This is a genomic window from Peribacillus asahii (assembly GCF_003570725.1).
In the GTDB taxonomy this organism is placed as follows: Bacteria; Bacillota; Bacilli; order Bacillales; family DSM-1321; genus Peribacillus; species Peribacillus asahii.
In genome coordinates, this window is record NZ_QWVS01000002.1 from 502,299 (window position 1) to 526,586 (window position 24,288).

The 24,288-nt window shown below is 38.2% G+C and carries 27 protein-coding genes; 6 read left to right on the forward strand and 21 right to left on the reverse strand.

What is annotated here, in order from left to right; translation table 11 throughout:
* Window positions 1–31: 31 nt before the first annotated feature.
* The 4 genes from lepA to gpr all read right to left on the reverse strand — a co-directional run bounded on the left by lepA (window position 32) and on the right by gpr (window position 5,036).
* The gene (lepA, locus tag D1953_RS02670; RefSeq protein WP_119115586.1) at window positions 32–1,867 is read right to left on the reverse strand and encodes a translation elongation factor 4; all 1,836 of its coding nucleotides are present in this window, start codon (window positions 1,865–1,867) and stop codon (window positions 32–34) included.
* A gap of 297 nt (window positions 1,868–2,164) precedes the next feature.
* Window positions 2,165–2,488, reverse strand: a complete 324-nt coding sequence (locus tag D1953_RS02675; protein ID WP_119115587.1) for a DUF3679 domain-containing protein — start codon at window positions 2,486–2,488, stop codon at window positions 2,165–2,167.
* Window positions 2,489–2,506: 18 nt separating this feature from the next.
* Window positions 2,507–3,706 (reverse strand): stage II sporulation protein P, encoded by a 1,200-nt coding sequence (gene spoIIP, locus D1953_RS02680; RefSeq protein ID WP_119115588.1) that lies wholly within the window; start codon window positions 3,704–3,706, stop codon window positions 2,507–2,509.
* 211 nt (window positions 3,707–3,917) lie between these two features.
* Window positions 3,918–5,036, reverse strand: a complete 1,119-nt coding sequence (gene gpr / locus D1953_RS02685; protein WP_119115589.1) for a GPR endopeptidase — start codon at window positions 5,034–5,036, stop codon at window positions 3,918–3,920.
* Window positions 5,037–5,305: 269 nt separating this feature from the next.
* Between gpr and rpsT the strand changes: the two genes are divergently transcribed.
* On the forward strand, window positions 5,306–5,572 hold the full coding sequence (rpsT, locus tag D1953_RS02690; protein WP_119115590.1) for a 30S ribosomal protein S20: 267 nt from the start codon (window positions 5,306–5,308) through the stop codon (window positions 5,570–5,572).
* Window positions 5,573–5,710: 138 nt separating this feature from the next.
* On the opposite strand, the gene holA is transcribed toward rpsT, so the two are convergent.
* Window positions 5,711–6,727, reverse strand: a complete 1,017-nt coding sequence (holA, locus tag D1953_RS02695) for a DNA polymerase III subunit delta (protein WP_119115591.1) — start codon at window positions 6,725–6,727, stop codon at window positions 5,711–5,713.
* A gap of 364 nt (window positions 6,728–7,091) precedes the next feature.
* Between holA and D1953_RS02700 the strand changes: the two genes are divergently transcribed.
* The gene (locus D1953_RS02700; RefSeq protein WP_119115592.1) at window positions 7,092–7,226 is read left to right on the forward strand and encodes a YqzM family protein; all 135 of its coding nucleotides are present in this window, start codon (window positions 7,092–7,094) and stop codon (window positions 7,224–7,226) included.
* A gap of 101 nt (window positions 7,227–7,327) precedes the next feature.
* Here D1953_RS02700 and D1953_RS02705 read toward each other — a convergent pair whose 3' ends face one another.
* From D1953_RS02705 to D1953_RS02715, 3 genes are all read right to left on the reverse strand, one after another.
* Complete coding sequence (locus D1953_RS02705) at window positions 7,328–9,637, reverse strand: DNA internalization-related competence protein ComEC/Rec2 (protein WP_119115593.1); 2,310 nt, start codon at window positions 9,635–9,637, stop codon at window positions 7,328–7,330.
* Window positions 9,638–9,650: 13 nt separating this feature from the next.
* Complete coding sequence (locus D1953_RS02710; RefSeq protein WP_119115594.1) at window positions 9,651–10,211, reverse strand: ComE operon protein 2; 561 nt, start codon at window positions 10,209–10,211, stop codon at window positions 9,651–9,653.
* A 74-nt stretch (window positions 10,212–10,285) separates the two neighbouring features.
* Entirely contained in the window at window positions 10,286–10,927 is a 642-nt protein-coding gene (locus D1953_RS02715; protein ID WP_119115595.1) for a helix-hairpin-helix domain-containing protein, read from the reverse strand.
* A 100-nt stretch (window positions 10,928–11,027) separates the two neighbouring features.
* Between D1953_RS02715 and comER the strand changes: the two genes are divergently transcribed.
* Window positions 11,028–11,870 (forward strand): late competence protein ComER, encoded by an 843-nt coding sequence (comER, locus tag D1953_RS02720; RefSeq protein ID WP_119115596.1) that lies wholly within the window; start codon window positions 11,028–11,030, stop codon window positions 11,868–11,870.
* 78 nt (window positions 11,871–11,948) lie between these two features.
* Here the strand turns inward: comER and D1953_RS02725 are convergent, their stop codons facing one another.
* From D1953_RS02725 to D1953_RS02760, 8 genes are read right to left on the reverse strand one after another with little or no spacing between them, the layout of a single operon-like run.
* Window positions 11,949–12,692: a class I SAM-dependent DNA methyltransferase gene (locus D1953_RS02725; RefSeq protein ID WP_119115597.1), complete on the reverse strand. Its 744-nt coding sequence runs from the start codon at window positions 12,690–12,692 to the stop codon at window positions 11,949–11,951.
* A complete protein-coding gene (gene rsfS / locus D1953_RS02730; RefSeq protein ID WP_119115598.1) occupies window positions 12,689–13,045 on the reverse strand; it encodes a ribosome silencing factor in 357 nt (118 codons plus the stop codon). Before rsfS ends, D1953_RS02725 begins: the two co-directional genes overlap by 4 nt.
* Window positions 13,045–13,617, reverse strand: a complete 573-nt coding sequence (gene yqeK, locus D1953_RS02735) for a bis(5'-nucleosyl)-tetraphosphatase (symmetrical) YqeK (protein WP_119115599.1) — start codon at window positions 13,615–13,617, stop codon at window positions 13,045–13,047. The genes rsfS and yqeK overlap by 1 nt, the downstream gene beginning before the upstream one ends.
* Window positions 13,604–14,176, reverse strand: coding sequence for a nicotinate-nucleotide adenylyltransferase (locus tag D1953_RS02740; RefSeq protein WP_119115600.1), 573 nt, complete (start codon window positions 14,174–14,176; stop codon window positions 13,604–13,606). The genes yqeK and D1953_RS02740 overlap by 14 nt, the downstream gene beginning before the upstream one ends.
* Window positions 14,177–14,186: 10 nt before the next feature.
* Window positions 14,187–14,477 (reverse strand): ribosome assembly RNA-binding protein YhbY, encoded by a 291-nt coding sequence (yhbY, locus tag D1953_RS02745; protein ID WP_119115601.1) that lies wholly within the window; start codon window positions 14,475–14,477, stop codon window positions 14,187–14,189.
* Window positions 14,471–15,313, reverse strand: coding sequence for a shikimate dehydrogenase (aroE, locus tag D1953_RS02750; RefSeq protein ID WP_119115602.1), 843 nt, complete (start codon window positions 15,311–15,313; stop codon window positions 14,471–14,473). Before aroE ends, yhbY begins: the two co-directional genes overlap by 7 nt.
* A gap of 16 nt (window positions 15,314–15,329) precedes the next feature.
* On the reverse strand, window positions 15,330–16,439 hold the full coding sequence (gene yqeH, locus D1953_RS02755) for a ribosome biogenesis GTPase YqeH (RefSeq protein ID WP_425454239.1): 1,110 nt from the start codon (window positions 16,437–16,439) through the stop codon (window positions 15,330–15,332).
* Window positions 16,436–16,957, reverse strand: coding sequence for a YqeG family HAD IIIA-type phosphatase (locus D1953_RS02760; RefSeq protein ID WP_119115604.1), 522 nt, complete (start codon window positions 16,955–16,957; stop codon window positions 16,436–16,438). Before D1953_RS02760 ends, yqeH begins: the two co-directional genes overlap by 4 nt.
* A gap of 406 nt (window positions 16,958–17,363) precedes the next feature.
* Between D1953_RS02760 and sda the strand changes: the two genes are divergently transcribed.
* Window positions 17,364–17,519 carry a sporulation histidine kinase inhibitor Sda gene (gene sda, locus D1953_RS02765; protein ID WP_119115605.1) on the forward strand — a complete coding sequence of 52 codons (156 nt, stop codon included), beginning with the start codon at window positions 17,364–17,366 and terminating at the stop codon, window positions 17,517–17,519.
* 63 nt (window positions 17,520–17,582) lie between these two features.
* Here the strand turns inward: sda and D1953_RS02770 are convergent, their stop codons facing one another.
* The gene (locus tag D1953_RS02770) at window positions 17,583–18,362 is read right to left on the reverse strand and encodes a phosphatidylserine decarboxylase (protein ID WP_119115606.1); all 780 of its coding nucleotides are present in this window, start codon (window positions 18,360–18,362) and stop codon (window positions 17,583–17,585) included.
* Window positions 18,363–18,486: 124 nt separating this feature from the next.
* On the opposite strand from D1953_RS02770, the gene pssA reads away from it, so the two are divergent.
* Window positions 18,487–19,026: a CDP-diacylglycerol--serine O-phosphatidyltransferase gene (gene pssA / locus D1953_RS02775; RefSeq protein ID WP_119115607.1), complete on the forward strand. Its 540-nt coding sequence runs from the start codon at window positions 18,487–18,489 to the stop codon at window positions 19,024–19,026.
* 288 nt (window positions 19,027–19,314) lie between these two features.
* Here the strand turns inward: pssA and sigK are convergent, their stop codons facing one another.
* Window positions 19,315–20,028, reverse strand: a complete 714-nt coding sequence (sigK, locus tag D1953_RS02780; protein WP_119115608.1) for an RNA polymerase sporulation sigma factor SigK — start codon at window positions 20,026–20,028, stop codon at window positions 19,315–19,317.
* Window positions 20,029–20,508: 480 nt separating this feature from the next.
* On the opposite strand from sigK, the gene D1953_RS02785 reads away from it, so the two are divergent.
* Window positions 20,509–20,703, forward strand: a complete 195-nt coding sequence (locus D1953_RS02785) for a YjcZ family sporulation protein (RefSeq protein ID WP_119115609.1) — start codon at window positions 20,509–20,511, stop codon at window positions 20,701–20,703.
* A 209-nt stretch (window positions 20,704–20,912) separates the two neighbouring features.
* On the opposite strand, the gene D1953_RS02790 is transcribed toward D1953_RS02785, so the two are convergent.
* From D1953_RS02790 to D1953_RS21110, 3 genes are all read right to left on the reverse strand, one after another.
* Entirely contained in the window at window positions 20,913–22,538 is a 1,626-nt protein-coding gene (locus tag D1953_RS02790) for a glycosyltransferase family 4 protein (RefSeq protein ID WP_245979838.1), read from the reverse strand.
* Window positions 22,535–23,635, reverse strand: a complete 1,101-nt coding sequence (locus tag D1953_RS02795) for a CotS family spore coat protein (RefSeq protein ID WP_119115610.1) — start codon at window positions 23,633–23,635, stop codon at window positions 22,535–22,537. Before D1953_RS02795 ends, D1953_RS02790 begins: the two co-directional genes overlap by 4 nt.
* A 357-nt stretch (window positions 23,636–23,992) precedes the next feature.
* Window positions 23,993–24,288 (reverse strand): hypothetical protein (locus D1953_RS21110; RefSeq protein WP_182480474.1); only part of this gene is annotated, 296 nt, incomplete at its 5' end.

Genomic DNA, 24,288 nt, shown 5'->3' on the forward strand with positions numbered 1-24,288 from the left:
CCGAATCTATCCTCTTTTTTCTATCTATCATTTATTTTTTTGGAGTCGTATCATCCATTTTTAATACAGCCATGAAAGCTTCTTGCGGTACTTCAACGGAACCTACTTGCTTCATCCGCTTTTTACCTTCTTTTTGTTTTTCTAACAATTTACGCTTACGGGAAATATCACCGCCGTAACATTTCGCCAATACGTTTTTACGCATCGCACTAATCGTTGAACGTGCAATGATTTTTTGTCCAATTGCCGCTTGAATCGGCACTTCAAATTGCTGTCTTGGAATTAACGTTTTTAGCTTATCTACAATGACTTTACCACGTTCATACGCAAAATCTTTATGCACGATAAAGCTTAGAGCATCGACTGTTTCACCGTTTAATAAAATATCCATCTTCACAAGCTTCGAAGGCTGATAACCAATTAACTCATAGTCAAATGACGCATACCCTCTTGTGTTCGACTTCAATTGATCGAAGAAGTCATAAACGATTTCTGATAGTGGAATTTCGTAATGAATGCTCACACGTGTTTCGTCAATGTATTGCATATCAATGAAATTTCCTCGTTTGTTTTGACAAATCTCCATAATAGCTCCTACAAACTCTGTCGGTGCCATCATCGTAGCTTTCACGTAAGGCTCTTCCACACGCTCGATTTTCTGAGGATCTGGCATATTAGAAGGATTATCCACTTTCACCAGTGTACCATCTGTTTTAATCACATCGTAAATAACACTTGGTGCTGTTGTAATTAAATCGATTTTGAATTCACGTTCAATTCGCTCTTGGATAATCTCCATATGAAGAAGTCCTAGGAAACCACAGCGGAAGCCGAAACCTAACGCTTGTGATGTCTCCGGTTCGAACTGCAGCGCTGAATCATTTAATTCTAATTTTTCTAGTGCATCACGTAAATCATTAAATTTCGATGCATCAATTGGATATAAACCACAATATACCATCGGGTTCATTTTACGGTAACCAGCTAAAGGTTCACTCGCTGGATTCTTCGCACTTGTAATTGTATCCCCGACTGTTGTGTCACTCACATTTTTAATTGAAGCAGTTAAAAATCCTACATCCCCAACGTTTAACTCATCAAGAAGCTGAGTTTTCGGATTGAATACCCCGACTTCTGTTACGTCAAACTCTTTTCCTGTAGACATCATTTTAATTTTATCGCCCACTTTAACAGAGCCTTCAACAACTCGAATATAGGCGATAACTCCACGATACGCATCAAATAACGAGTCAAAAATAAGCGCCTTTAGCGGAGCATCAGGGTCTCCTTGCGGCGGTGGAACTAATTCAACAACTTGCTCTAAAATATCTTCAATTCCAATACCCGCTTTTGCCGAAGCTAGTACCGCATCAGAAGCGTCTAAACCAATTACTTCTTCAATTTCATTACGAACTCGCTCTGGGTCAGCACTTGGTAAATCAATTTTATTAATAACCGGAAGGATTTCAAGATTATTATCGAGCGCTAAATATACATTCGCTAATGTTTGCGCTTCAATCCCTTGAGCCGCATCCACAACAAGAACCGCCCCTTCGCATGCAGCTAGGCTTCGCGATACCTCATAGGTAAAATCGACATGTCCCGGTGTATCAATAAGATGGAAAATATACTCTTCTCCATCTTTCGCTTTATATTTTAATTGAACAGCATTCAATTTAATCGTAATTCCCCGTTCACGCTCTAAATCCATAGAATCTAGCAACTGATTCTTCATCTCGCGTTGCTGCAATGCGTTCGTTTTTTCTAAAATACGATCCGCCAAAGTTGATTTACCATGGTCAATGTGAGCAATGATGGAAAAGTTACGAATTTTCGATTGTCTTTTTAATTTTTCTTCTCTATTCATAACGTTTCACTCCTACTTATCGACACAATACACTAATTTTAATTATATCAATAGAAAATGCAAGATTCAATAAAAGAGTGACAACAACTCTTCTTCTTGAAGAAATTTGTTGAGTTGCTAATAAAATCCCCTTTTACCTCTACATAAATCTATGTAATAGAATATGGTGAATTAAAAATATAATAAAGCCATTAAAAAAAGCCGAACTCAACATGGGGGATTGTTGAATTCAGCTTGAATCTCTACAGTTTATGCCGAATGCTTGTTTTTTAGATATCATTTTCTTTTTCTGCTCCCTTACAGCAAATCGATTATATTGTTTACAAAACTCGTTAAAGCGTCTCCAAGCTTTTTTCCAATTGCAGAGAAGACATTATAAGCTTTCATTTCTTCTAATCGTTCCTTTTTCTTTTCTAAATCATGACTTGTTACTTTTTCACCGAGAACCGATGCCTCCATCTCACCTTGGTCGGATTGATTTACTTCAAAAGCACTTGCCAACGCAGGATCATCGTATCCTTTCATTTTCTTAATCCCATCGTTTGCTGTCTGCATGCCAATTAGGACCCCTAAAAATAAGACAAGTAGAACAAACGTACATTTTAATGTAAATCGAACCATAAGTGGAGCTCCTTTCTGTTACTGCGCTTCTGAATTACCTTTCACATTATCCACTGCTTTTGCCTCCCAATAATATTCACTAAACACATCCGCAAAAGCATCTACGGTTAAATACATCTCTTCAAATGTATTATCTACTCCGCCTATTTCAATCAGCATTGCATTTGAAGAAATATCTTGGTTATATACTCCGTTATGCCCAGCACCGCCTTGTTTCATAACCCCCCGAGAGATTCCTGGATATTTTTTTTGCAATGCGTTATGAAGTTTTGTTGCAAGCGCTGCATTTTTTTCGTAATTTGGATTGTTCCGCCCAACAACAAAGGCGATTTTGGCATACGATTTTCCTTTTAAAGTGATAGTCGTATCTTTCTTTCTGCGGGAATCTCGATGAATATCGATAAAGTACTCTAAATCTTTATTTTCCACTTTAGCTGCTTGAATGGCTAGTCGCGATTCTTGATAGGATTTAGGATACGTCAGCCCCTTTTTATTTAAATTAGCCATAATATCCGTTGTATCATGGAAAGCCCCGACACCCTTGTCCACTAAATCGGCCTGTAATTTCATCCCCAGCTTCGTAATATTAATTTGGGAATGGTGGGCTAAATTAGGATCCGTAACTCCTTTTAAATAAGGCAAAAAAGATTCCCTGTTATGACTGTGATAAATATGAACAACCTTTCTACCTTTAGTTGTCTGAGCAGGTGTTTCTTTCGCATCTGCTTGCGGCTCTTTGATTCTATCGACATTTTGCAAGTCCGCCTCTCGCTCTTCATTCAAGACATCACTAGGAGGAGACGATTCATACGGCATATTTGTATAATCCGTTCCTTCACCTGCTACTAAAATTTCATTATCAAAAATAGAGAAGCCTGGCAATTCTCGTCCAAGCAAGCTTCGTGGATCATCAAGGGAAATATTCGTGGATAGTTTTAACAAGCCCTTAGAAAGACCTGATGATTCTTTTTCTTTCGGTAGCACAGAAAAAAAATAATGATTCTCATTCGCCAATAAGATAAATAACATTTTACCAGTAAACTGATTGGTGACAGTATGAACAGACTTCGAGGATAGTCGATATTCCGGCTTTAACGAAGTCATCACCGCACTTAAGGAAAAAACAAAAAGAAGTAAGGAAAATACAATGAGAAAGCTTTTTATAATTGTTGAACCATGAATTACGGTAATGATTTCTGTCGAATATCTTCTTTTCATTCTTTCACCCTCTCTATCGCTTGCTACTTCATAAATATGATTTTACTAGAGAGGGTAGAACACCATTTTTCGGCAGATTAAAAAAGCGTAGGGCACCTGCTTATCGGCAACAAGCATAAGGCACGCGGCTGGCAGATATGTTCTTTGCCTTCCGAAGCGATTGATGCCGGCCTTGAACAGACGACGCCTGGAGTTCGACAAAAAGGCAGATTCAACGTGTATAATAACCTGCATTGTCTTGATTAACAGATCCATGCAACGCTGCATTTAAACCGTTGGCAATTAAATTAGCCATATCTTCTATAAATACATCCACTTCCTTTGGAGTAACCATTAAATTATGACCAATAGGTGACAACACTTCATAAATGAGCTTTCGTTTTTCTTCATCCGACAGGCCGCCGACAATCCCTAAAAATGTTTGACGTTCTTGTTCGCCTGGTAAATCTTCCTCCGTCAGTTTCTTTCGTTTACCGAAGCTAAAACCCGCTGGTGCAAGCGAACGGGATGGACGATCTCCTTCTTTTAACTCTTTGCCGAAATGCTTCAAAATAAAATCAATTGCATCGCTCGTAATAGAAACGGCATCGACCACAGTTGGAATGCCTATTGCAATGACAGGAATACCAAGTGTTGCCTGACTCAATTCCTTCCGCTTATTACCTACACCGGAGCCAGGATGAATGCCAGTATCTGAAATTTGAATCGTTGAGTTTACTCTTTCAATAGAACGAGCTGCCAGCGCATCAATAACGATGAGAAAGTCAGGCTTACTTTTTTCAATCACACCAAGAATAATATCGCTCGTCTCAATGCCCGTAATACCCATAACTCCTGGAGAAATTGCGCTGACCGAACGAAAACCTTCTTCTACAGCATGCGGCTGCAACTCAAATAAATGCCGTGTTATTACTAGATTTTCAACAACTGCCGGTCCCAGTGCATCCGGCGTCACATTCCAATTTCCCAGCCCTACAACTAGACAGCTGCTCTCCTTCGAAATATTATTCCTTGTTAAAAAATGAGAAAATTCAGTTGCTAATACTTTTTCAACCTTTTGTTGCACTTCTGTATTTTGCTCACGAATACCTTGTACTTCAATTGTTAAATAACTCCCTTTTTTCTTGCCAATTTCCTTCTCCCCTGCTTCTGTCACTTCTACTAATGCCACTTTTATATCATCGATTTCTCTTTCCTTAATAATGACGCCTTCTATTTGCGAAATATTTTTTTCTCCTTCAACCCCTTTATGTTCAAGCGCTAGTTCACGGGCTTCAATTGCTAAATCTGTTCGCACACTGTATTGACTTAAATCTAGTTCATTTTTCATGACTTCCTCCTCGTGTTGCTGTATTCACTCTAGTATTTTCCATCATCTCTATAAACATTGTGCCCGATTTATCTTTTGTATTATTCATTTTTTTGGTACAATCATGTATAACGAGATAAATCTTTTTGGATACTATAATTCCTTTTCGATTCTCAATCTGAGTATTGCATAATGTAGGACAGTCTGATACAATATCACTTGTGCTATTTGGTATGGATTTGAAAAGTCGAGTTCATATAATCTCGATTTCTGTGTAGGAGGTGAACGGAATGCCAAACATTAAATCTGCTATTAAACGCGTAAAAGTAAACGATAAAAACCGCGCTCATAACGCTACAGTAAAATCTACTATGCGTACTGCTGTGAAAACTGCTGAAGTTGCACTAGCTGGTGAAAGCGTTGAAGCTGCTAAAGAAGCTTTATTAACGGCGTCTAAGAAATTAGATAAAGCTGCATCTAAAGGATTAATCCATAAAAATGCGGCAGCCCGTAAAAAATCTCGTTTAGCGAAAAGACTTAACGCTCTAAACGCGTAATGAAATAAGAAATTAAAGCACCTTGGATACCAAGGTGCTTTTTTCTTTGCAAATTAAACGATGTTCAGTTCATTTCACCCGTACGGAAATGAACCAAACACCGCTAGCCTTCTATATGAAAAAGATTATAACTATGCATTACCTTTTCATTTTCAAGAGCAATAATTCAAGCGTCATGACTTTATCTCCCTGACCCGTTTTCATCTTATAATCTGCATCAGCAAGCTCCCGAATCAACTGTAATAACTCTCCCTCATGAAATTGATTGACTTTTTCTTGCGCTAATTTTACCCGAAATGGATGCACCTTTAATACAGTCGCTATTTTTTGCTGACTATACCCTTGGCGTGAAAGCTCTTTTACCTGATACATCAGACGAACTTGTCCAGCCATCACACTTAAAATTTTAATCGGTTCCTCATTTTGTCTCATTAGGTCACGGTAAATTGTCATCATGCGTTCTACATTCCGCTGCAACACTGAATCCACAAGGGTAAAAATATTTTGTTCTAACGATTTAGCGACTAATTCCTCAACAATGTCTTCATTAATTCGTTTCGTCTCTTCTACATATAGTACTAATTTATCAATTTCATTCGTAAGCATCATTAAGTTTGTTCCCGCGAGCTCTAGCAATCGTTCAATTGCCGCTTCTTCCATTTCAACATGAGCTGCAGTTGTTCGTTCCCGAATCCATTTTTTTAATTCATGTTCGTTTAATTTTTTCGCCTCTACAACAGTTGCTTTCCGCTTTAATTCTTTCGTAATTTTCTTTCGCTCATCAAGTTTTTCATATGGTGCTGTAAAAACAACAATGGAATACGGAGCAGGGTCTGCTAAATAGGCTTCTAACCGCTTCACGTTATGCTCCACTTTAGACTTTGTCTTTTCTGCTGTAAGAAAAAAAGGATTTTGCATGAAAACAAGACGCCTCTCTCCCATAAAGGGGAGCGTCTCTACATCCTCAAGAGCGGTTTCTATCGGCGTTTCCTCCAAATCAAATTGTGAAAAATTGAAATCAATCTCATCCTCATGCAATGCGTGTTCAAGCAATAATTGCTTCGTTTCGTTTATTAAATACGCCTCTGTTCCATACAGAAGATAAACAGGGGAAAATTGCCCTTTTTTTATATTCTTCCAAACGTCTAATACCAATAGAACTCGTCCTCGCTTTTCTATATCTAGCTCTAACGCCTAGCTGACAAGGCATTCCGCTTTTCTATGTATTCTATTCCTTATGGTATAGCTGAAAGAGCGATTTGACAAGCTATAAGGGAACGGCTCTGCCATTAGAGCCGTTTGCCCAATCTATATTAACGCTGTTAAGAAAGGCCCGGGTTACTTTCCTATCCAGCGGTTAAAGCGAAAGGTGAAGCTGTCTTGTTTGTACATTTATTTTGACCGTACACATTCAAACTATTTGTGACAACTCTTGTCAGTATAGGAAATCGAAATTGTGCCATGTGGATTTATTTTTGGAAATGTTTTATACTATTACCATAAATAGGAGGGATGAACAATGAACGAATTTGAAAAAGACGTCCAATCAAAAACGGACGATGTAGCTGATTCTGCAATCGGTTTCGTTGTTTCATTTGGATTTTTTGCTACTATGTTCATCATCGCTGTTGTTATCCAAGCTATCGGATCTTAAGTATTCTCCTAGCACACTCGAATCATGATGCGGAGGCTGCAATGGCAGTCTCTTTTTTATAGCTGACCCCGCCTGCTTTTCTGTTAACAGCTCGATACATCCTATGGCAAGACGGTTTGAAAGGTTCCTGATTCATGACGATATTTATAAGATATAGCGCCTTTTTTATCTGTTCGCAGTATCGTCACGTGTAATGCTTCCATCTCCTCTATTACTTGCTGATGCGGATGTCCGTACCGATTCCCTTTCCCTGCTGAAATAATCGCCACTTTCGGTTGAACTTTCTCCAAAAAACCTTTTGACGAAGATGTTTTACTTCCATGATGACCTGCTTTTAAAATATCCACTCGAAGCCCTGGTAAAGCTCTCAATAACTCTTGTTCCGTGACCTCTCCCGCATCTCCCATCAGCAGCCACGTTAACCCGCCCATTTTAGCAGCTAATACAATAGACGATTCATTTACATCTTTGTCCTTTTGATAAGGGTGTAAAATATAAAATTGAGCACCCGCAACCGACCAATTATCTCCCCTTTTCACTGTAGAAATCGGAATATGTTTGGCTAATGCCCATTTAATACATTCCTTATCCCGATACATCCTCTCGCCGCCTTCTCCAATTACTACCTCCTTCACGTTAAAATGTTCAATGATTTCTGCTGCACCTCCAATATGATCGGCATCAGGATGGGTTAAAATCAGCTTATCAATTTCATGAATCCCTTTACTCTTCAAAAATGGAAGAATAACATCTTCACCCGTGTTATATGTTTTACGCTTCTTTTGCCAATCTGCTACCGGGAACGTAATCGCTCCACCTGTATCAATTAAATAATTACCTCGATTAAATGGAAGCTTAATCAAAATTGCATCACCTTGACCAATATCAATAAATACAACTTCACCATAAGGATTCAATTTCTGAATATGATATTGAAAGAATAAAATACATACTAAAACCACGATCGATATTTTCTTTTTAAATAAAGAAACGGATTCCCATTGAATAAGTAAGGAAATAATGACGAAAACGAGCAGCAGCATAATAATAGGAAAAGGTTTTCCAAAAACAATCGACGCCAGTGGTAAACGAGAAATATAAGCAGCCAGCTCATTACAGAGAAGAAAAATTTGGTCCAATAAGGCTATCATCAGTTGACCAATGGAGGGGAAAATAAGGTGTGTAAAAAAAGCAACTAAAGAAAAAGGGAGCAAAAAGGCAGAATACAAAGGAACGTAAAGCACATTCAACAATACCCCGAGGACAGACACTTCATAAAAGTGATAAAGCAAAATAGGGACAGCTGCTAGTTGACATACAATACTAACAATAAGAAGCTGCATCGTTTTGTGCGGATAGCTTTGAACAATCGTAAGCGACATAATAATGGCTAACGTTACCGCAAATGAAAGCTGAAAGCCGATATTATAGAGCATAGAAGGCTGAATGAATAACAGCAGTAAATAAACAACTCCAATCGTTCCACTAGCTGACACCTTCTTTTTCCACAAAAGGAGCAAAAAGAATAACATAGCCATACAACAAGCTCGTAACACAGAAGGAGCCGCTCCAGATAAAATCGCATACATGGGTAAACATACTAGAATAACCATCATCATTTTCTCACGAGTGATGCCAATTCGAATCCCTCCATAAAACAGCAGCCCTGTTAAAAAGCTGACATGCAAACCAGATATCGCAAGCAGATGAACAATTCCAAGTCGTTGATAATTCGTTAATACCTCTTCATCAATATACGTTTGATCTCCAAATAAAAGAGCATTAACAAAGCTGCCCGCTTCAGGTGGAAAATGGACATTCACATAAGTAATGCCCGCTTGCCGCACCTGTTGAAATGTTGTAACAATCGATTTTTTTCCTGCACGACAATCCGCCCAAACGATAGAATTCGCTTTTAAAATCCAATAAATATGCTGTTGTTGTAAATAAAGTTTATAATTAAAGCTATTTTCATTTCGATTTTGCTCCGGCTCAAGTAATGCCCCTGTTGCAGGACAAATTAAACCAATTTGTAGATTAGTTTCAATCGCTTTCTTTTCCATTTCAGAGGGAATGGTATAACGTAACTGGAGAATTTCCTTTGTACTCGTCGTCACAGCAGCTTTTAACAGATTACCGTCTACGCTTGGCTGGTTACTAAACGTAATTTCAAAGCTTGACTCCTCGCCTGTATATCCTGTTTGATGGTACATATCTGATAAGTAGGCTGCCATGTAAAATACTAACAAGACGACTCCATTCATCAATAAAATATTTAACTGTCCGTTAAAACGATAGAAAAGAAAACAGAAAAAGAGGAGAATATAGAGAATAAATGTCACTTGAAAAGAAGAATGAGCCGCAACGCCTAAAGTGGCAGAAACGGCTAAAAAGAGGATGTGTGTCGGCATGCAAACCTCCTATTTAATCATTAAATAATTGGTACGCTTTTTGTTGCAGTTTGCTCAGCTCTTCTTGGTCAACACCCGTTGCTTCTAATTGCTGTAATAGAGAATGGACAAAGTCCTGTTTTTGTTTGCCGTATACATCAATCGGCTGAATCATTTTAACTTTTTCCATTTTCACGCCCGCTTGTTCAAATAATTCAATCGCATATGGATGATTTTTATAATCTTCGGCATAATAAACAGCTTGAATACCCGCCTGAATAATCGACTTGCAGCATTGTAAACAAGGAAAATGTGTGACATAAATTTCAGCATTTGCTGTCGGTACCCCAAATTTCGCACATTGAATAATCGCGTTCATTTCTGCGTGAATCGTACGCACACAGTGGTTATCAATTACATAACAGCCGTCATCAATACAATGTGTCCCACCAGCAATAGAACCATTGTAACCTCCCGCAATAATGCGATTATCTCGAACAATTGTTGCACCAACCGCTAATCGATTACATGTGCTTCTTAACGCTAATAGATGACTTTGTGCCATAAAATATTGATCCCAACTAATTCGATTCATGATGTTTATTCTCCCCTTAACCAACTATCTTTTCTCTCAATTTTACTCTCTTCCCGTCTATTTGGGTAGTCCATTTACTTGACAGTAATCGAATCTTGTAGTTTTTCAAATGTCTTATCCCCGATTCCTGAAATATTTTTTAAGTCTTCAATTTGTTCAAACTTCCCCGTCTTTTCTCGATATTCAATAATGGCTGTCGATTTTGCTGGACCGATCCCCGATAATGTCTCTAGTTCTTCCTTCGTGGCTGTATTTAAGTTTACTTTATTACCATCCGTTCCCCCATTACCTGACACTGTTGTCGCTCCTCCGCCTATTACATCTATGTTCTCTGGTAAACCTATATCTTCTTCTCCTATATTAGGTACATAAATCACCATTTGATCTTCTACGAGCTGAGCAAGATTTACCTTATCTAAATCGGCGTCTTTCTTAAAATTACCTGCCGCTTCAATCACATCAATGACTCGATCACCTGGTTCGGCAATAAATACACCTGGACTTTGAACAGCGCCCTTTACATCAACTTTTATAACGACTGGCTCATCTATTTCTTGAGCAACCTCTTGCTCTTCTTGTTGTTCCAGTTCAACAAACATCTTTTCCTGCTCTGCTTGCTGCGGTTTCGATGAGAACAAGAACATCAAACAGCTTATAAAACTCATTAAGATGACAACTGCAATAACCGCCGTTTTCTTTTTTCTGAACATGTCCATAGGTTATCTCTCCTTATAAAAATGGATATCCGGAATAATACAAGCAGATTTTACATAATGTTTAGAAGTGGTTCCGCTTTACGTGAGGGGAGTTGAAAGTATGAAAATCGGTGTCATAGGAACTGGAAACATGGGGACGATCTTAATCGAAGCATGGCTCGAAACCAAGACATTGGAGCCTGCCAATCTACTTATTACAAATCGCACGCTCTCCAAAGCTTTGGCGCTGCAAGAAAAATATGCCTGTATCGAGGTCACCGAAACAGCTGTAGATATAGCAAAACGAGCAGATGTCATCTTCATATGTGTAAAGCCTTTACAAATTCACAACCTATTACAGGTCATTAAACCATATATAAACAAAGACCAACTACTTGTTTCTATTACAAGTCCGCTCTCGGTCGCTCAACTTGAACATGAAGTTCCATGTTCATGCGCGCGGTTTATCCCAAGTATCACTAATCGAGCTTGCTCTGGAGTTTCTCTATTAAGCTATAGTAAAGCTTGTTTGCCAAAGTGGAGGAGCTATTTACATGAACTAGCAAGAAAGATTTCGACACCCGTTGTTATTAACAATAACATTACAAGAGTTAGCTCGGATATCGTTAGTTGCGGACCTGCCTTTTTCAGTTTTTTCGCACAGTCGTTTATTGACGCTGCTTGCCAATCAACGGAAATTGACAGAAAAACAGCAACGATTTTAACAGAAAAAATGTTAATGGGGCTTGGAGATTTATTAAGTAAAGGAATCTACACATTACCCACTTTACAGGAAAAAGTGAGTGTAAAAGGGGGAATTACAGGCGAAGGGATTAAAGTGTTAGAAGCAGCAAAACTACATGAGGTATTTAGCGAATTGTTGAAAGCAACGCACGAGAAATTTGATGAAGACATCGAGGAAATCGAAAAACAATTTCGATATGATTATAATATTCGCAACTAATTAACGAACTCCTGCCCTCATTTTTAAAAATTTTTTCTCCTAAGAAAAGAGACTGACTAAATTTAGTCAGTCTCCGTTTCATTTTCTTGCTACAAATAAAATACGCTCCGCTTGATCTTCGACAGACGCTTCCTCAAAATCAGCAAGAACCTCCAGCACTTCAAAGCCCACCTCTTCTAGCCAATCCGTATATTGAGAAGGCATATACGTACGCTGGTAATGAAACTCATCAAAACGTTCATACAAGCCATTTTCCGCATCCTGTACAAAAAAACTCAAATCATGTTCAACGCTATATGGAGCCTCTCCGGGAAAGCAACTCCAAATATAGGCTATTTCTTCTTCATTAACTGCAAACGTATTATTATGAAAAATATGTTCCATTTTATAAATCGAATGCACATCAAACAATAGCAAGCCACCCTCACGTAAGTGGTGGTATATACCGCGAAAAGTTTGAAGGACCTCGTTTTCCGTTTTAAGATAGTTCAGTGAATCACAAAAAATGGTGATACAGTCATAACTGCCCAATCCTTCAAGTTCGGCCATGTTTTGCTGATAAAACGGAATGGATACCCCTTGCCTAGACGCTTTCTCTTGAGCCACCAGGAGCATTTCATCAGATAAGTCAACACCCGTTACATCAAAGCCATTTCGTGCCAGCTCAATAGTCATCTCTCCCGTTCCACAAGCAAGATCTAACAGCCGTTTCTCCTGAACTCCATATTGCTCAAGCTTTGCTGTTAACAACGCAAGCCACTTTTCATACGGAGCATCTTTCATCAGCTCATCGTATACGTAAGCAAAGCGTTCATAGCTCATGGCATTAATTCACTTTGCACATCTTCTCGAGGGGCATCTCCCCATAAACGTTCAAGATTGTAGTACAGTCTTTCATCACGATGGAAAATATGAGCCACCACATCTCCCATATCCACTAATACCCATTTCGCTTCATCGAACCCTTCAAGTCGCTTTACATTCACGCCTGCTTCTTCAGCCTTTTCTTTCATTTCACGCGCAACGGCTTGAACTTGCTTCTCTGAGTTACCATGACAAATAAGGAAATAATCAGCGATTAATGAAATTCCTTGCACATTTAAGGCAACAATATCCTCTGCCCTTTTATCATCTGCTGCTTTTGCTGCTAATACTAGAAGTTCTCTTTCAGTCATTACATCTTCTCCTTCAAATTCTTAATGAGGTCATTATACGTATGAAATGTAGCTGGATAAATTACTTGCTTTTTCATCATTAAAAAATTAATTGTATTTCGAACAGCTTGAATGACAGCTGCATCGAGATTTTGTTCAGCCAATTTCCGCACTTCCTCTACACCTGGAAACGAACGACCTGGCTCAATATAATCCGCTAAATACACAATTTTATCCAACAGCGTCATTCCAATTCGACCCGATGTATGGTAAGCAATGGCATCTAAAATTTCTTGGTCTGTAATACCTGCTTCCTGTTCAACAAGATACGCGCCAACTGGTGCATGCCACAATTCCGAGTGATAATCTAATAAGTCTTTTGTTATATTTTGCTCCATAATAATTTGCTTCATTTCCTCTTTCGGACGAAATTTCGCATAATCATGAAAAATGGCGGCAAGCTCTGCCTTTTTTATATCTGCTCCATATCGTTCAGCAAGCTCTACGGCTGATTCCGCTACCCCCAATGTATGCACATACCGCTTTTCAGTCAGCTGTGCTTTCACAAGTTGTAACGCTTCATTTCGATTCATATAAACCATTCCCTTTTATATAGTTTACGACAGAATCAGGAATTAAATATTTAACAGTTTTTCCTGTCCGCAGCTTCCGTCGAATTGCGGAAGACGAAATGAACATTTGAGGAACATCCACCATAATAATTGGATACTCTGTCTCTTCATTATAATTGGGTCTCTTCACACCTACGAAGTGAACAAGCTGAAGCAGTTCATCAATTCGATGCCACTTAGGTAAGTACTCAATCATATCCGCACCAATAATAAAGTAGAAGGACGCGTCCGGCTCTTGCTCTGTCAACAGCTTCATCGTATCAAACGTATAAGAAGTACCTTTTCTATCAATTTCTACTCCTTCAATGCTAAAAGAAGGATGATCATAAAGTGCACGCTTAAGCATCGCTAAACGGTCATAAGCGGTCACCGCTTCCGTCTGCTCCTTATGAGGAGGAACATAGTTTGGCATAAATCTAATTTCATCTAATTCCAGTGCATCTAACACTTCATTAGCAATGATTAAATGCCCAATATGCGGAGGGTTAAACGTTCCGCCTAAAATTCCAATCTTCTTCATAACAATCACCTTATGGTAATTGAATTTGCTTATTTTCTCGTGATTCTTTATATAAAACAATTGTATTACCGATAACTTGCACAAGCTCTGCTCTTGCACCTTTTGCAAGGGCTACTGACACATCGTCACGGTCTTCCTCACAATTTTGCAGAACGCTCACTTTAATTAATTCACGCGCTTCCAATGCTTCACCAATCTGTTTAATTAAATTATCATTTACTCCACCTTTTCCTACTTGAAAAATAGGATTCAAGTGATGTGCTTTTGATCGTAAAAATCTTTTTTGTTTACCTGTCAGCATGTCTGACCTCCTAATTTATTTAACACAATCTGTTCCATTCTAGATGTATCAGGCATTACGCCTGTCCATATTTGAAAAGCAAGAGCTGCCTGATTCACAAACATCCCCAATCCATTTTGCGTTTTCGCACCATTTTGCTCTGCTTCCATAAGAATTTTCGTCTTCAACGGGTTATAAATAATATCACTTACAACAGCAGAAGCTTTAATAGCTGTAACATCCAGTGGTGTATCATCAACTTTTGGACTCATGCCAATAGATGTCGTTTGAATAATTAAATCGTACGCCATAATATTTGCTTCTGCTTCAAGCATCGTTAAGGCTGTAGACTGTTTCTCATATGGGCATTCTGAAATAAGGGTCTCCGCTCTCTCCTTTGTTCGGTTGGCAATGTCCACTTGCTTCACGCCTTCTTTCACAAGGGTGAAATAAATGGCACGTGCAGCACCACCCGCTCCGATGATTAACGTCTTTTTAGAAGCTAAATCTCCAGAGACCTCTTCAGCTAAAGCTTTATAAAACCCTTTCCCATCTGTATTATACCCAATATAACGACCATCTCGATAGACAACCGTATTCACCGCACCAATTGCTTGTGCTAATTCATCCACTTCATCCAGCAATGGAATGATAGCTGTCTTATGTGGAATTGTGACGTTAAAGCCAGACACTCCAATCGCCTTCATCCCTTTTACTGCATCCTGCAAGCACTCCGGCGTTACATGAAAATGATGGTACACCGCATCCATTTGTTCTTGGTCAAACGCATCATTATGAATAGCTGGAGACATGGAATGCGCAATAGGATCTCCGATTACTCCATATATTTTCTTCACCTTCATCACCCTACTATTAAATTAACGACTTACGAACAATAACATTGACTCCTTTTGGAACGTGAGCAACAAGTTTCGCTCCCGGTTCATTTACTGTTACCCAACCAAGTCCCGAGAAGACAATATCCATTTTCGGTTGTTTTAATGAAAACTCATGCGGTACAAGCTCTGGAAACTCACCCATTTGTTCCGGCCGCGGCGGCGTTAATAACTCACCCGCGTGATTTTTATACAATTCATCTGCTTTCTCTAATTTCGTACGATGAATAGGTAATTCATTTGATAAATGACATGTTAAAGAACGTCTTCCACCTGATACATAATCTAATCGTGCTAAGCCGCCAAAAAAGAGCGTCTGCTCCTCGTTTAACTGATATACTTTTGGCTTAATTTCTTTTTTAGGCATGATGATTTTAAAATCACGTGAATCCACAAAATGAGCCATTTGATGATGATTGATAATACCTGGTGTATCAATTATCGCTTGTCCATCATCTAGCGGAATTTCAATCATGTCAAGTGTTGTGCCCGGAAAATGAGAAGTTGTAATAATATCGCTTTCCCCACTTACTTGTTTAATTAAGCGATTAATAAACGTAGATTTGCCGACATTTGTACAACCTACAACGTACACATCACGACCTTGACGGTAATGCTCAATAGCTTCCGCAGCTTCCGCAATGTATTTTCCTTTCTCCGCACTCACCAATAATACATCAACCGGCTGTAGACCTAACTCTTTTGAGGATTGCTTCATCCAATTGATTAATTTATTATGTTTTACCGATTTCGGCAATAAATCCACTTTATTACCGATTAATAACACATCATTCCGACCAACAAAACGGTGCAATCCTGGAAGCCAGCTGCCATTAAAATCAAAAATATCAACAATTTTTACAATTAATGAATCCGTTTCACCTACTCTATTTAAAATTTTCAAAAAGTCATCATCTGTTAACGAAACATCTTGGACTTCATTATAATGCTTTAATTTAAAACAGCGCTGACAAATAATAGTCTCCTTCTCAAGCGCTGACTTTGGCGCATATCCTAATTCTTTCGGGGAATCGGTCTGAACCTTTACTCCACAGCCGATGCACACTACCTCTTGATGATTGTTCAATTGCGTTCCTCCCATTCTATCATTCCTTTTCGTTTAAGCGCTGACATAATTTTTCGTTCAAAGAAGCGATTAATTTTTGTATTAATCCCGTCTGACTGTGACACAGGAATCACTAAGATTGTATGGAACCCACCTCGATTACCTCCAAACACATCCGTCAACAGCTGGTCCCCTACGACAACAGTTTCCTCACGCTTAAGCCCCATTTGTACACAAGCTTTTTTAAAAGCCTTTGTTAACGGCTTCTTTGCTCGATAAATAAAGGGAATACGCAAAGGATCTGAAAAGGCACGTACCCTTTGTTCATTATTATTCGATACAATCGTCACTAAAATCCCGTGCTCGCGCATCTGATCAAACCAATCCATTAACTTTCGCGTAGCGTTCGGACGATCCCATTCTACAAGTGTATTATCCAAATCAGTAATAATCCCTTTAATCCCACGCTTTTTCAAGTCTTCCGGCGTTATATCAAAAATGCTTTTTATTTGTTCACTCGGTAAAAATAATTTAAGCATATTACACCTCAACGTTTTCCTAAAAATTTACCGTATCCATCATATCTAATTTTCGCCCGTCTTTCAAAAAAATTCTAACGGTTCTTAAAATTGACTGCATTAATTATGCAAAGCCCCTCCAATAATTACCTATTTATCCCAAATAGTTTTCGACAAAAAACTCGACATAATATTTTGTGGATAAAGTTACCCACATTATCCCTATTGTTCCTTTTTCATTTTTCTTCCTTTACAAACAATTTAATCACAAGTTATCCACTGACAATTGTGGATAATCGACCAATTGTTCTTCTTATTCTTTTTTGATACAGTATGAATACACCAACGAAAACATACTGTACGAAACAGAAAAACATTCTCTCATTATTCAATAACTTGGAGGTGAGCAGCCTACATTGGCGAAATGATGCATAAATTATCGGATGATTTATTACTCGAATCATATTTCAAAGCAAAACAATTAAACTTAGATGCAGAGTTTATTCGCTTAATCGAAGCCGAAATACATCGAAGATCTTTAACAAATCAAATCTATACTCCCATTAGTGAATCAATCTGCTGACCTGTATGTCAGCTCTTTTCTTTTTATTCAGCTATTGTTACAGCACCCTGTTGTTTCATACCGTCATTTTATATACCCAATCTTCTCTCCTATACGAACATTCGCCGGTATAACTAAATCCGATTCAATCTCAAAGCTATCCTTCTCAAAAAGAAGCACGACAGTTGAACCAAAACTAAAATACGAAAACTCTTGTCCCTTTTGTAATCGCTTCGCTTTATCTGTAATTTCAATGGAATTAATAAACATCGCTCCAACTTTCACAATCGCTACACACCCTTGACCATAATCAAGTTCTGTTATAATACGATAATTTTTAGACAAAGGGGCCTTTCCATACAGCATCCCCCATTTATTAACTGGATAAGATTTCTGACCTAAACTCCAACGTTGTGTTACTTCTCCAGAAATCGGTGTATGAATTCGATGATAGTGACTAGGACTTAAATATAGCACGAGATATTTTCCACCTAGATACTTTTGAAGTGTTTTGGGATCACCGAGCATCTCTTCCATCGAATATGTTTTCCCTTTTACGATAATCTTTTTATCTTCCTGAATGTCGCCAAAATCTTCTAAAATCCCATCAACTGGACTAACAACAGCTTGTTCTCCTTCTGCAATAGGCCTTACATCGCTCTTTAATTTTCGGATAAATAAATCATGTAAAGTTGCAAATGAAGCAAAGTCATCTTTTGCTTCCTGCTGGTCAAGTCGGAACACTTTTGTATATAATGGAATAATAGGCTTACTCAAGCGCGATTGACTAAAGTTTTTCAACAACGCTGAAGTAACCCTACCATTCGTCAATTCAATAAAAAAGCGATAAAGAAATGAAAACAAACAACACCCACCACCAATTGTAAATTATTTCATAAATCCCTTGCATAATTTGTGTCACCTAAAATATTATTATATAATAAATACTTGCGTTTAATTAATCTAGTTTTACGAAAGGAGTGAAAAAATGTTTTTATTAGACGCTATAGACCAGACTATCAGAAAACTAAAAACTCAAACAGCTAATATTTTGACCTTATTAAATTTATCCTTAGGTGGATTTGCCATCATATCTGTTATGAACAACCAATTAAACTTAAGCTTACTTTTAATTTTCCTAGCGGCACTCGCCGACCGTTTTGACGGCATGGTTGCACGAAAGTTTAATATCGAGTCGGAGCTCGGCAAACAATTAGATTCCATGTGCGACATTATTTCATTTGGAGTGGCGCCTGCCCTGCTTATATATCACGGAATTTTAGTAGAATTCGGCGCTCCTGGAGCAGCTTTCACTATTTTATATATTGCTTGCGGAGCCCTTCGTTTAGCACGATTTAATATTAGTGAGAATAACGGTTATTTCACGGGGGTACCGATTACAGTCGCTGGTTGTATTGCCACATTAAGCTTCTTAGCTTATCCAGATGTCACACCAGTATTCTTCGCATTCCTCATGATTATATTATCGATACTGATGATTAGTCCATTGAGACTGAAAAAGATGTAGGAAACGTATCTACAAATGGAAAGGAGCCTTCTGAAAGATTTGCAGAAGGCTCCTTTCTTATTAGCCGCTTTGATTAGTATGCTGCGCCGATTTTTGTTAAAACCTTTTTAATGATTGGATCCTTTTCGCCCACCGCTGCGAGACTATTTGTATGACAAGGCCTAAACAGCTATTATGCTTTTTTAAATTTCTCAAAAAATAAATAAAGACTTTATGTGATGCCGTTTTTCATATAACTATTATAAAAGACCTTCAGCACTGTGAAGGTCTTTTATATTCATCATTCGATTATTGTGACTTCTTTTCTTTTTCCGCTCGATAAAATTCATGAAACATTTTCATTAGCGCCCGCTTTTCAATACGAGAGACATAACTTCTTGAAATGCCTAACTCCTTGGCAATTTCACGCTGTGTTTTTTCTTTTTTTAAGTCGAGGCCGAACCTGCCAACAATTACTTCTTTTTCACGCTCATCCAGAATATCAATATATTTTTTTACTTTTTCCAGTTCCATATTCAGCTGAATGGTATCAATTACATCCTCAGATTCAGATTTTAGTACATCAATTAAACTAATCTCATTTCCTTCTTTATCTTGCCCAATAGGATCATGAAGAGAAACATCCTTTTTCGTTTTCTTCGTCGCTCTTAAATGCATGAGAATCTCATTTTCAATACAGCGCGCAGCATAAGTTGCTAGTTTTGTTCCTTTTCCATCAGAATAGCTTTCAATTGCTTTAATTAAACCGATTGTCCCAATAGAAATTAAATCTTCTGAGTCTTCACCTGTATTTTCGAATTTTTTAACAATATGAGCAACCAGGCGAAGATTATGCTCGATTAGCTTATTTCGAGCATCACTGTCCCCCTCACTCATTAACTTTAAATATTTCTTTTCATCTTGAGAGGATAAAGGCTGAGGAAAGGCATTATTTTTTACGTAAGAAACTAATAAATAAAATTCTTTCATTAAATAGCCAATTGCGGTAAGAATTCCGGGCATAAATATAACCTCCCGTTTCTTTTGGCGTTCTCTTATCATTATTGTTATGCAAGAGGAAACTTGTTCTTGTCTGTCCTACTCGAAAATCATCAGTTTAAATCCTGGGCCTTTAATTACAGTTGTTTACATATTTTCCTAAGTATTTAATTCGTTCATCAAAGTTGTTTAAGTCTTCATGGATCGAAAACTACCTTTCATGCAAGCAACTTGCAAGCCAAACTTTATAATTTTTATAAAAAGCGCTTTGTTTTCTCATTTAACTCATAATAAACAACATACAAAAGCTTGATAGAATAATTGAGTTACTTAAAAGGATAAGAAAGTTTTCTAAATTCAATTTCATTGATTTTACATAGTTCGATTCACTTCTCTTTCGATTTAGCACACATTCTCTTGTCTATATATTTAGAATCCCCAATCGCTCTCAAACGCTGCTACATATACTAATATACGTCAAAGTAAGAAGGAGGTATTTCTTCTATGGGATATAGTTATGGCCCATACGGATGTGGTTATGGTGTTGGAGCTTATCCTGGACCTGCCCCAGTGGCATATGGAGCTGGAGGCTGGGGGTTTGGGTTCGCTCTAGTCGTTGTCCTCTTCGTGTTGCTGCTCATTTTCGGTTTCTGGTGGTGGTTCGCAGCAGGCGGTTGGGGCTGTGTACCAGGCTGCTAACAAAAAACTCGGCGAATAGGCCGAGTTTTTTATAGTGGCTAATCTTAAACACTACCATTATTTTTTGAGGAATCAATCAGCCTGAGACTGATAAAGGCCTTGATGAACCTCACCAAAGCCTTAAAAATCCCTATTTACAAATCTATTACACCCTAGACAACTTGGTATCTAGGGTCCATGAAAAAAGACAGAGTTTCTGCTTCACTTTACTATGCGTTCTTTCCAAATTCCCTTAACAGCATATTCAGCAATTCCCTATTTCGATTATTGCGATTGGAGCGTCCGTTCATTGTTCTATTTGATTGATTGTTTTTTTTGTTTCTAGCATTCATCAACATGTGATGCGCTATAATCAATTCATCCAGGTTTGCTCGAGTTAATCCTGCAACTTGCTTTTTGTTTTCCATTGCTTTTTGATTTTCTACTATTGCCGGTTTCTCTATTGCCTTTTGATTTTCTACTATTGCTGGTTTCTCTACTACTTTTTGATTTTTCGTCGTGGCCGATTTCTCTGTTACTTTTTGATTTTCCGTCGTGATTCGTTTCTTTTTATTTTTTTGTTTTTGCGTTTTGACTTGTTTCTCTGTTGATTTATCTACTCTATCTGTAATAAATGAAATAGTTTCTGCAGTTTTAGACTGGCTCGCTGTCAGTTCCATAGGAGTCTCTGCCGTACCAACTGAAACCGCTGTTTGTTTAGTTTGTTCCCACACTGTAAGAACCTCAGAAGCTACGCGATTCCATTTGTAGTGTGATAGGGCAAGCTCTCTTCCTCTTTGTCCCATTCTTTTCATCATTGCTTTGTCGGAGAGTACCTCTGTAATCTTTTCTACAAACTGACCTGGGTCCTCGGGATTTTCTACTACAAGGCCATTTTCTCTTAATCGGATAACTTCTGCATTCCCTCCTCTTGCTGTTGTTACGATAGGAAGACCTGTTGCCATCGCTTCATAATGAACCCTTGCCAAAGGTTCTGGCCATATAGATGTACACACGAATAAATCAGCGGCCGCAAACCAGTTTTGAATTTCACTTGGTGCTACAAAACCTGTGGTCACAACGGGGATCGGCGACTTTTTCGCCAATGCTCTTACATAAGCAATATAATCTGTTACAGCATCCTGACTAAACCACTTACTTCCGACGATGACCAAGGCTAAGTCCTTATACTTCTTAGATAGCTCTGGCAATGCCCTGATTAATCGATCGACCCCTTTATTTCGTGAAAGCCTTCCCGCATATAAAATGACTGTTTTGTTTTCTAATCCATGAGCTTGGCGAACATCTTGGCGAATCTTTTTCATATTTGGATGGCTACCTGGTAAAAATCGCTCGGTATCTACCCCAGAATAAATAGTTTGAACCTTTCCAGTAGCCTGTGGGTATAAGCTCTTTATAACATTTCCTACATAATCGCTAACCGTTACAATACGTGATACTTCATTCAATGCCGCCTCAGCCTCAATAGGGTCAATTTTTTCTGCATTGAACATGTCATTATGCATGCTTAATGTAATTTTAGCTTTCGGAGCTACACTTCGAACAGGGAGAACAAGTCGCGGACGATTAAAAATATGAATCAAATCAAATTGATTAGATTCAAGATAACGAACGACTCCTTCTTTGTATATTTCCAATAATTTTCCTGGCACACGTACATAAGAAACACCATCGATTATTTCGTTATCCGGTAACGACGGATCATCAGTTCCAAGTATTGTAATATCATGTGATTGTTTTAAATAGGGGAGAATACCCGCTATATACGTTTGAATGGCTCCCCCTCGTATCGGAGGCATAGGAAGTTTTTCAGTACAGATCATTAAAATTTTCATCGTGCTTCAACCCCAATCCAATCGTCTTTTATTTCTTCTAATACAGGCCATTTCGTTTGATCGAGATTGATGATCATTTGAATTAGTTGAACCGCTTCTTCATTTAAAAATAACTCCGGCTCAAATATGGCTCCTTTCAAATGCTTATAGAATTCATTAGGAAATGACAATTCAATCATTAAGATGTCATATACTTCAGCACTTATTGGATTCACCTCATGGTAAGCTTTAATCATTTCTCGTACCCAAGTCGCATCCCATTGAGAATTATCGATCATTTTATTCGTAATTAATTTTCGTAAATCCCGAATCGGAAGGTCGAAAGCAACACCATCGAGATCAATAATCCACATCCCATCTGAACCCATTTGACCATTGGACCAGCCATAATCCTGGTGCACTAATCCCCAATACGCATTCCCTTTAGCCACTAAATCAGAATAGCTCGATTGATTCAGTCTTTCTAAACCCTGTATGGCTTGCTGTTCAAAGACATCTACTGCTTGTAATAAATGAGAGCTAGCCGGCATTTCTGGGTAAGCATACGCAATGTTTCGTAACCAATCCATTTTAGTAATAATCTTTTCAAAATTCTTTGGCCATTTATGCAGCCTTGTTGCTATTTCAGCATGTTTTGGAGGTTCATATCCTTTACTTAAACGATGAAACTCACCAATAGCTCTACATAAATGTTTCGTACCTTCTAAGTCTTTTGAAGCAGGTGCTAAAGGTTCAATCCACTCCGCAACGAACCATAGTTTCCCTCCTGCTTCAACATAGTTGCTTCCATCCTTTGTTTTCACAATCGCTGGAACTCTTGCTTTTTGAACTTCCACTAAATATTCTTGAGCACCTAAACTGAATAAGCTTCTAGTCGGCCTACGATGCAATAATTTTAAACTTTTTGGACCTGCAGATGTCTCAACTTTCCAAATAGCGCCGCCTCTTGCTGGCTTGGTTGCCATGACTTGCATACTTTGAGCCGAAAAATCATAATGTGTCAGAACTTCACTTGCTATTTTTTCAATATATTCAGGCACAAAAAGTTCGGGCATCAACGCGTCAAGTTCCCATGGTTCAATTAGTATGTTCTCCACCTTATCCCTCCTATAAAATCAAAATAATGAAGTTTGCAAAATTAAAGCATAGAGCATTCATTCTTCCTAACAGATGCATGATGTCTAGGATTTTGTACCTGCAGGATTCATTCACTACTTTTTACTAAACTATGCTCAAAAAAAAGTTTTGTATAGGACAACCGCTTAAAGAATTCAATAATTGAAAGATAATGTACATAACGAGATTCCAATATGGACGTTCATCATTTAACTTGCATTGTCACAACAAAATTCCGTATGTATGTGAAAAGCAGGTCCCCTTTAAGGCAAAACCTGCTGAATAAAATTGTATATTCGGTCTAAGTATTAAGACCCTACTATACAACCTATATTATTTTATGATTCTTCTTCCTCTTCTGCTTCCTCCTCTTCTTCTTCTTCTTCTTCTGCTTCTTCCTCTTCCTCTGCTTCTTCCTCTTCCTCTTCCTCTTCCTCTGCTTCTTCCTCTTCTTCCTCTGCTTCTTCCTCTTCTTCTTCTTCTTCTTCTTCTTCTTCTTCTTCTTCTTCTTCTTCTTCTTCTTCTTCTTCAGTTTCTTCTTCCTCTCCGGAACTTGAACTTTCCTCTTCGTAACCTGAGCTTTCCTCTTCGTAACCTGAGCTTTCCTCTTCGTAACCTGAGCTTTCCTCTTCGT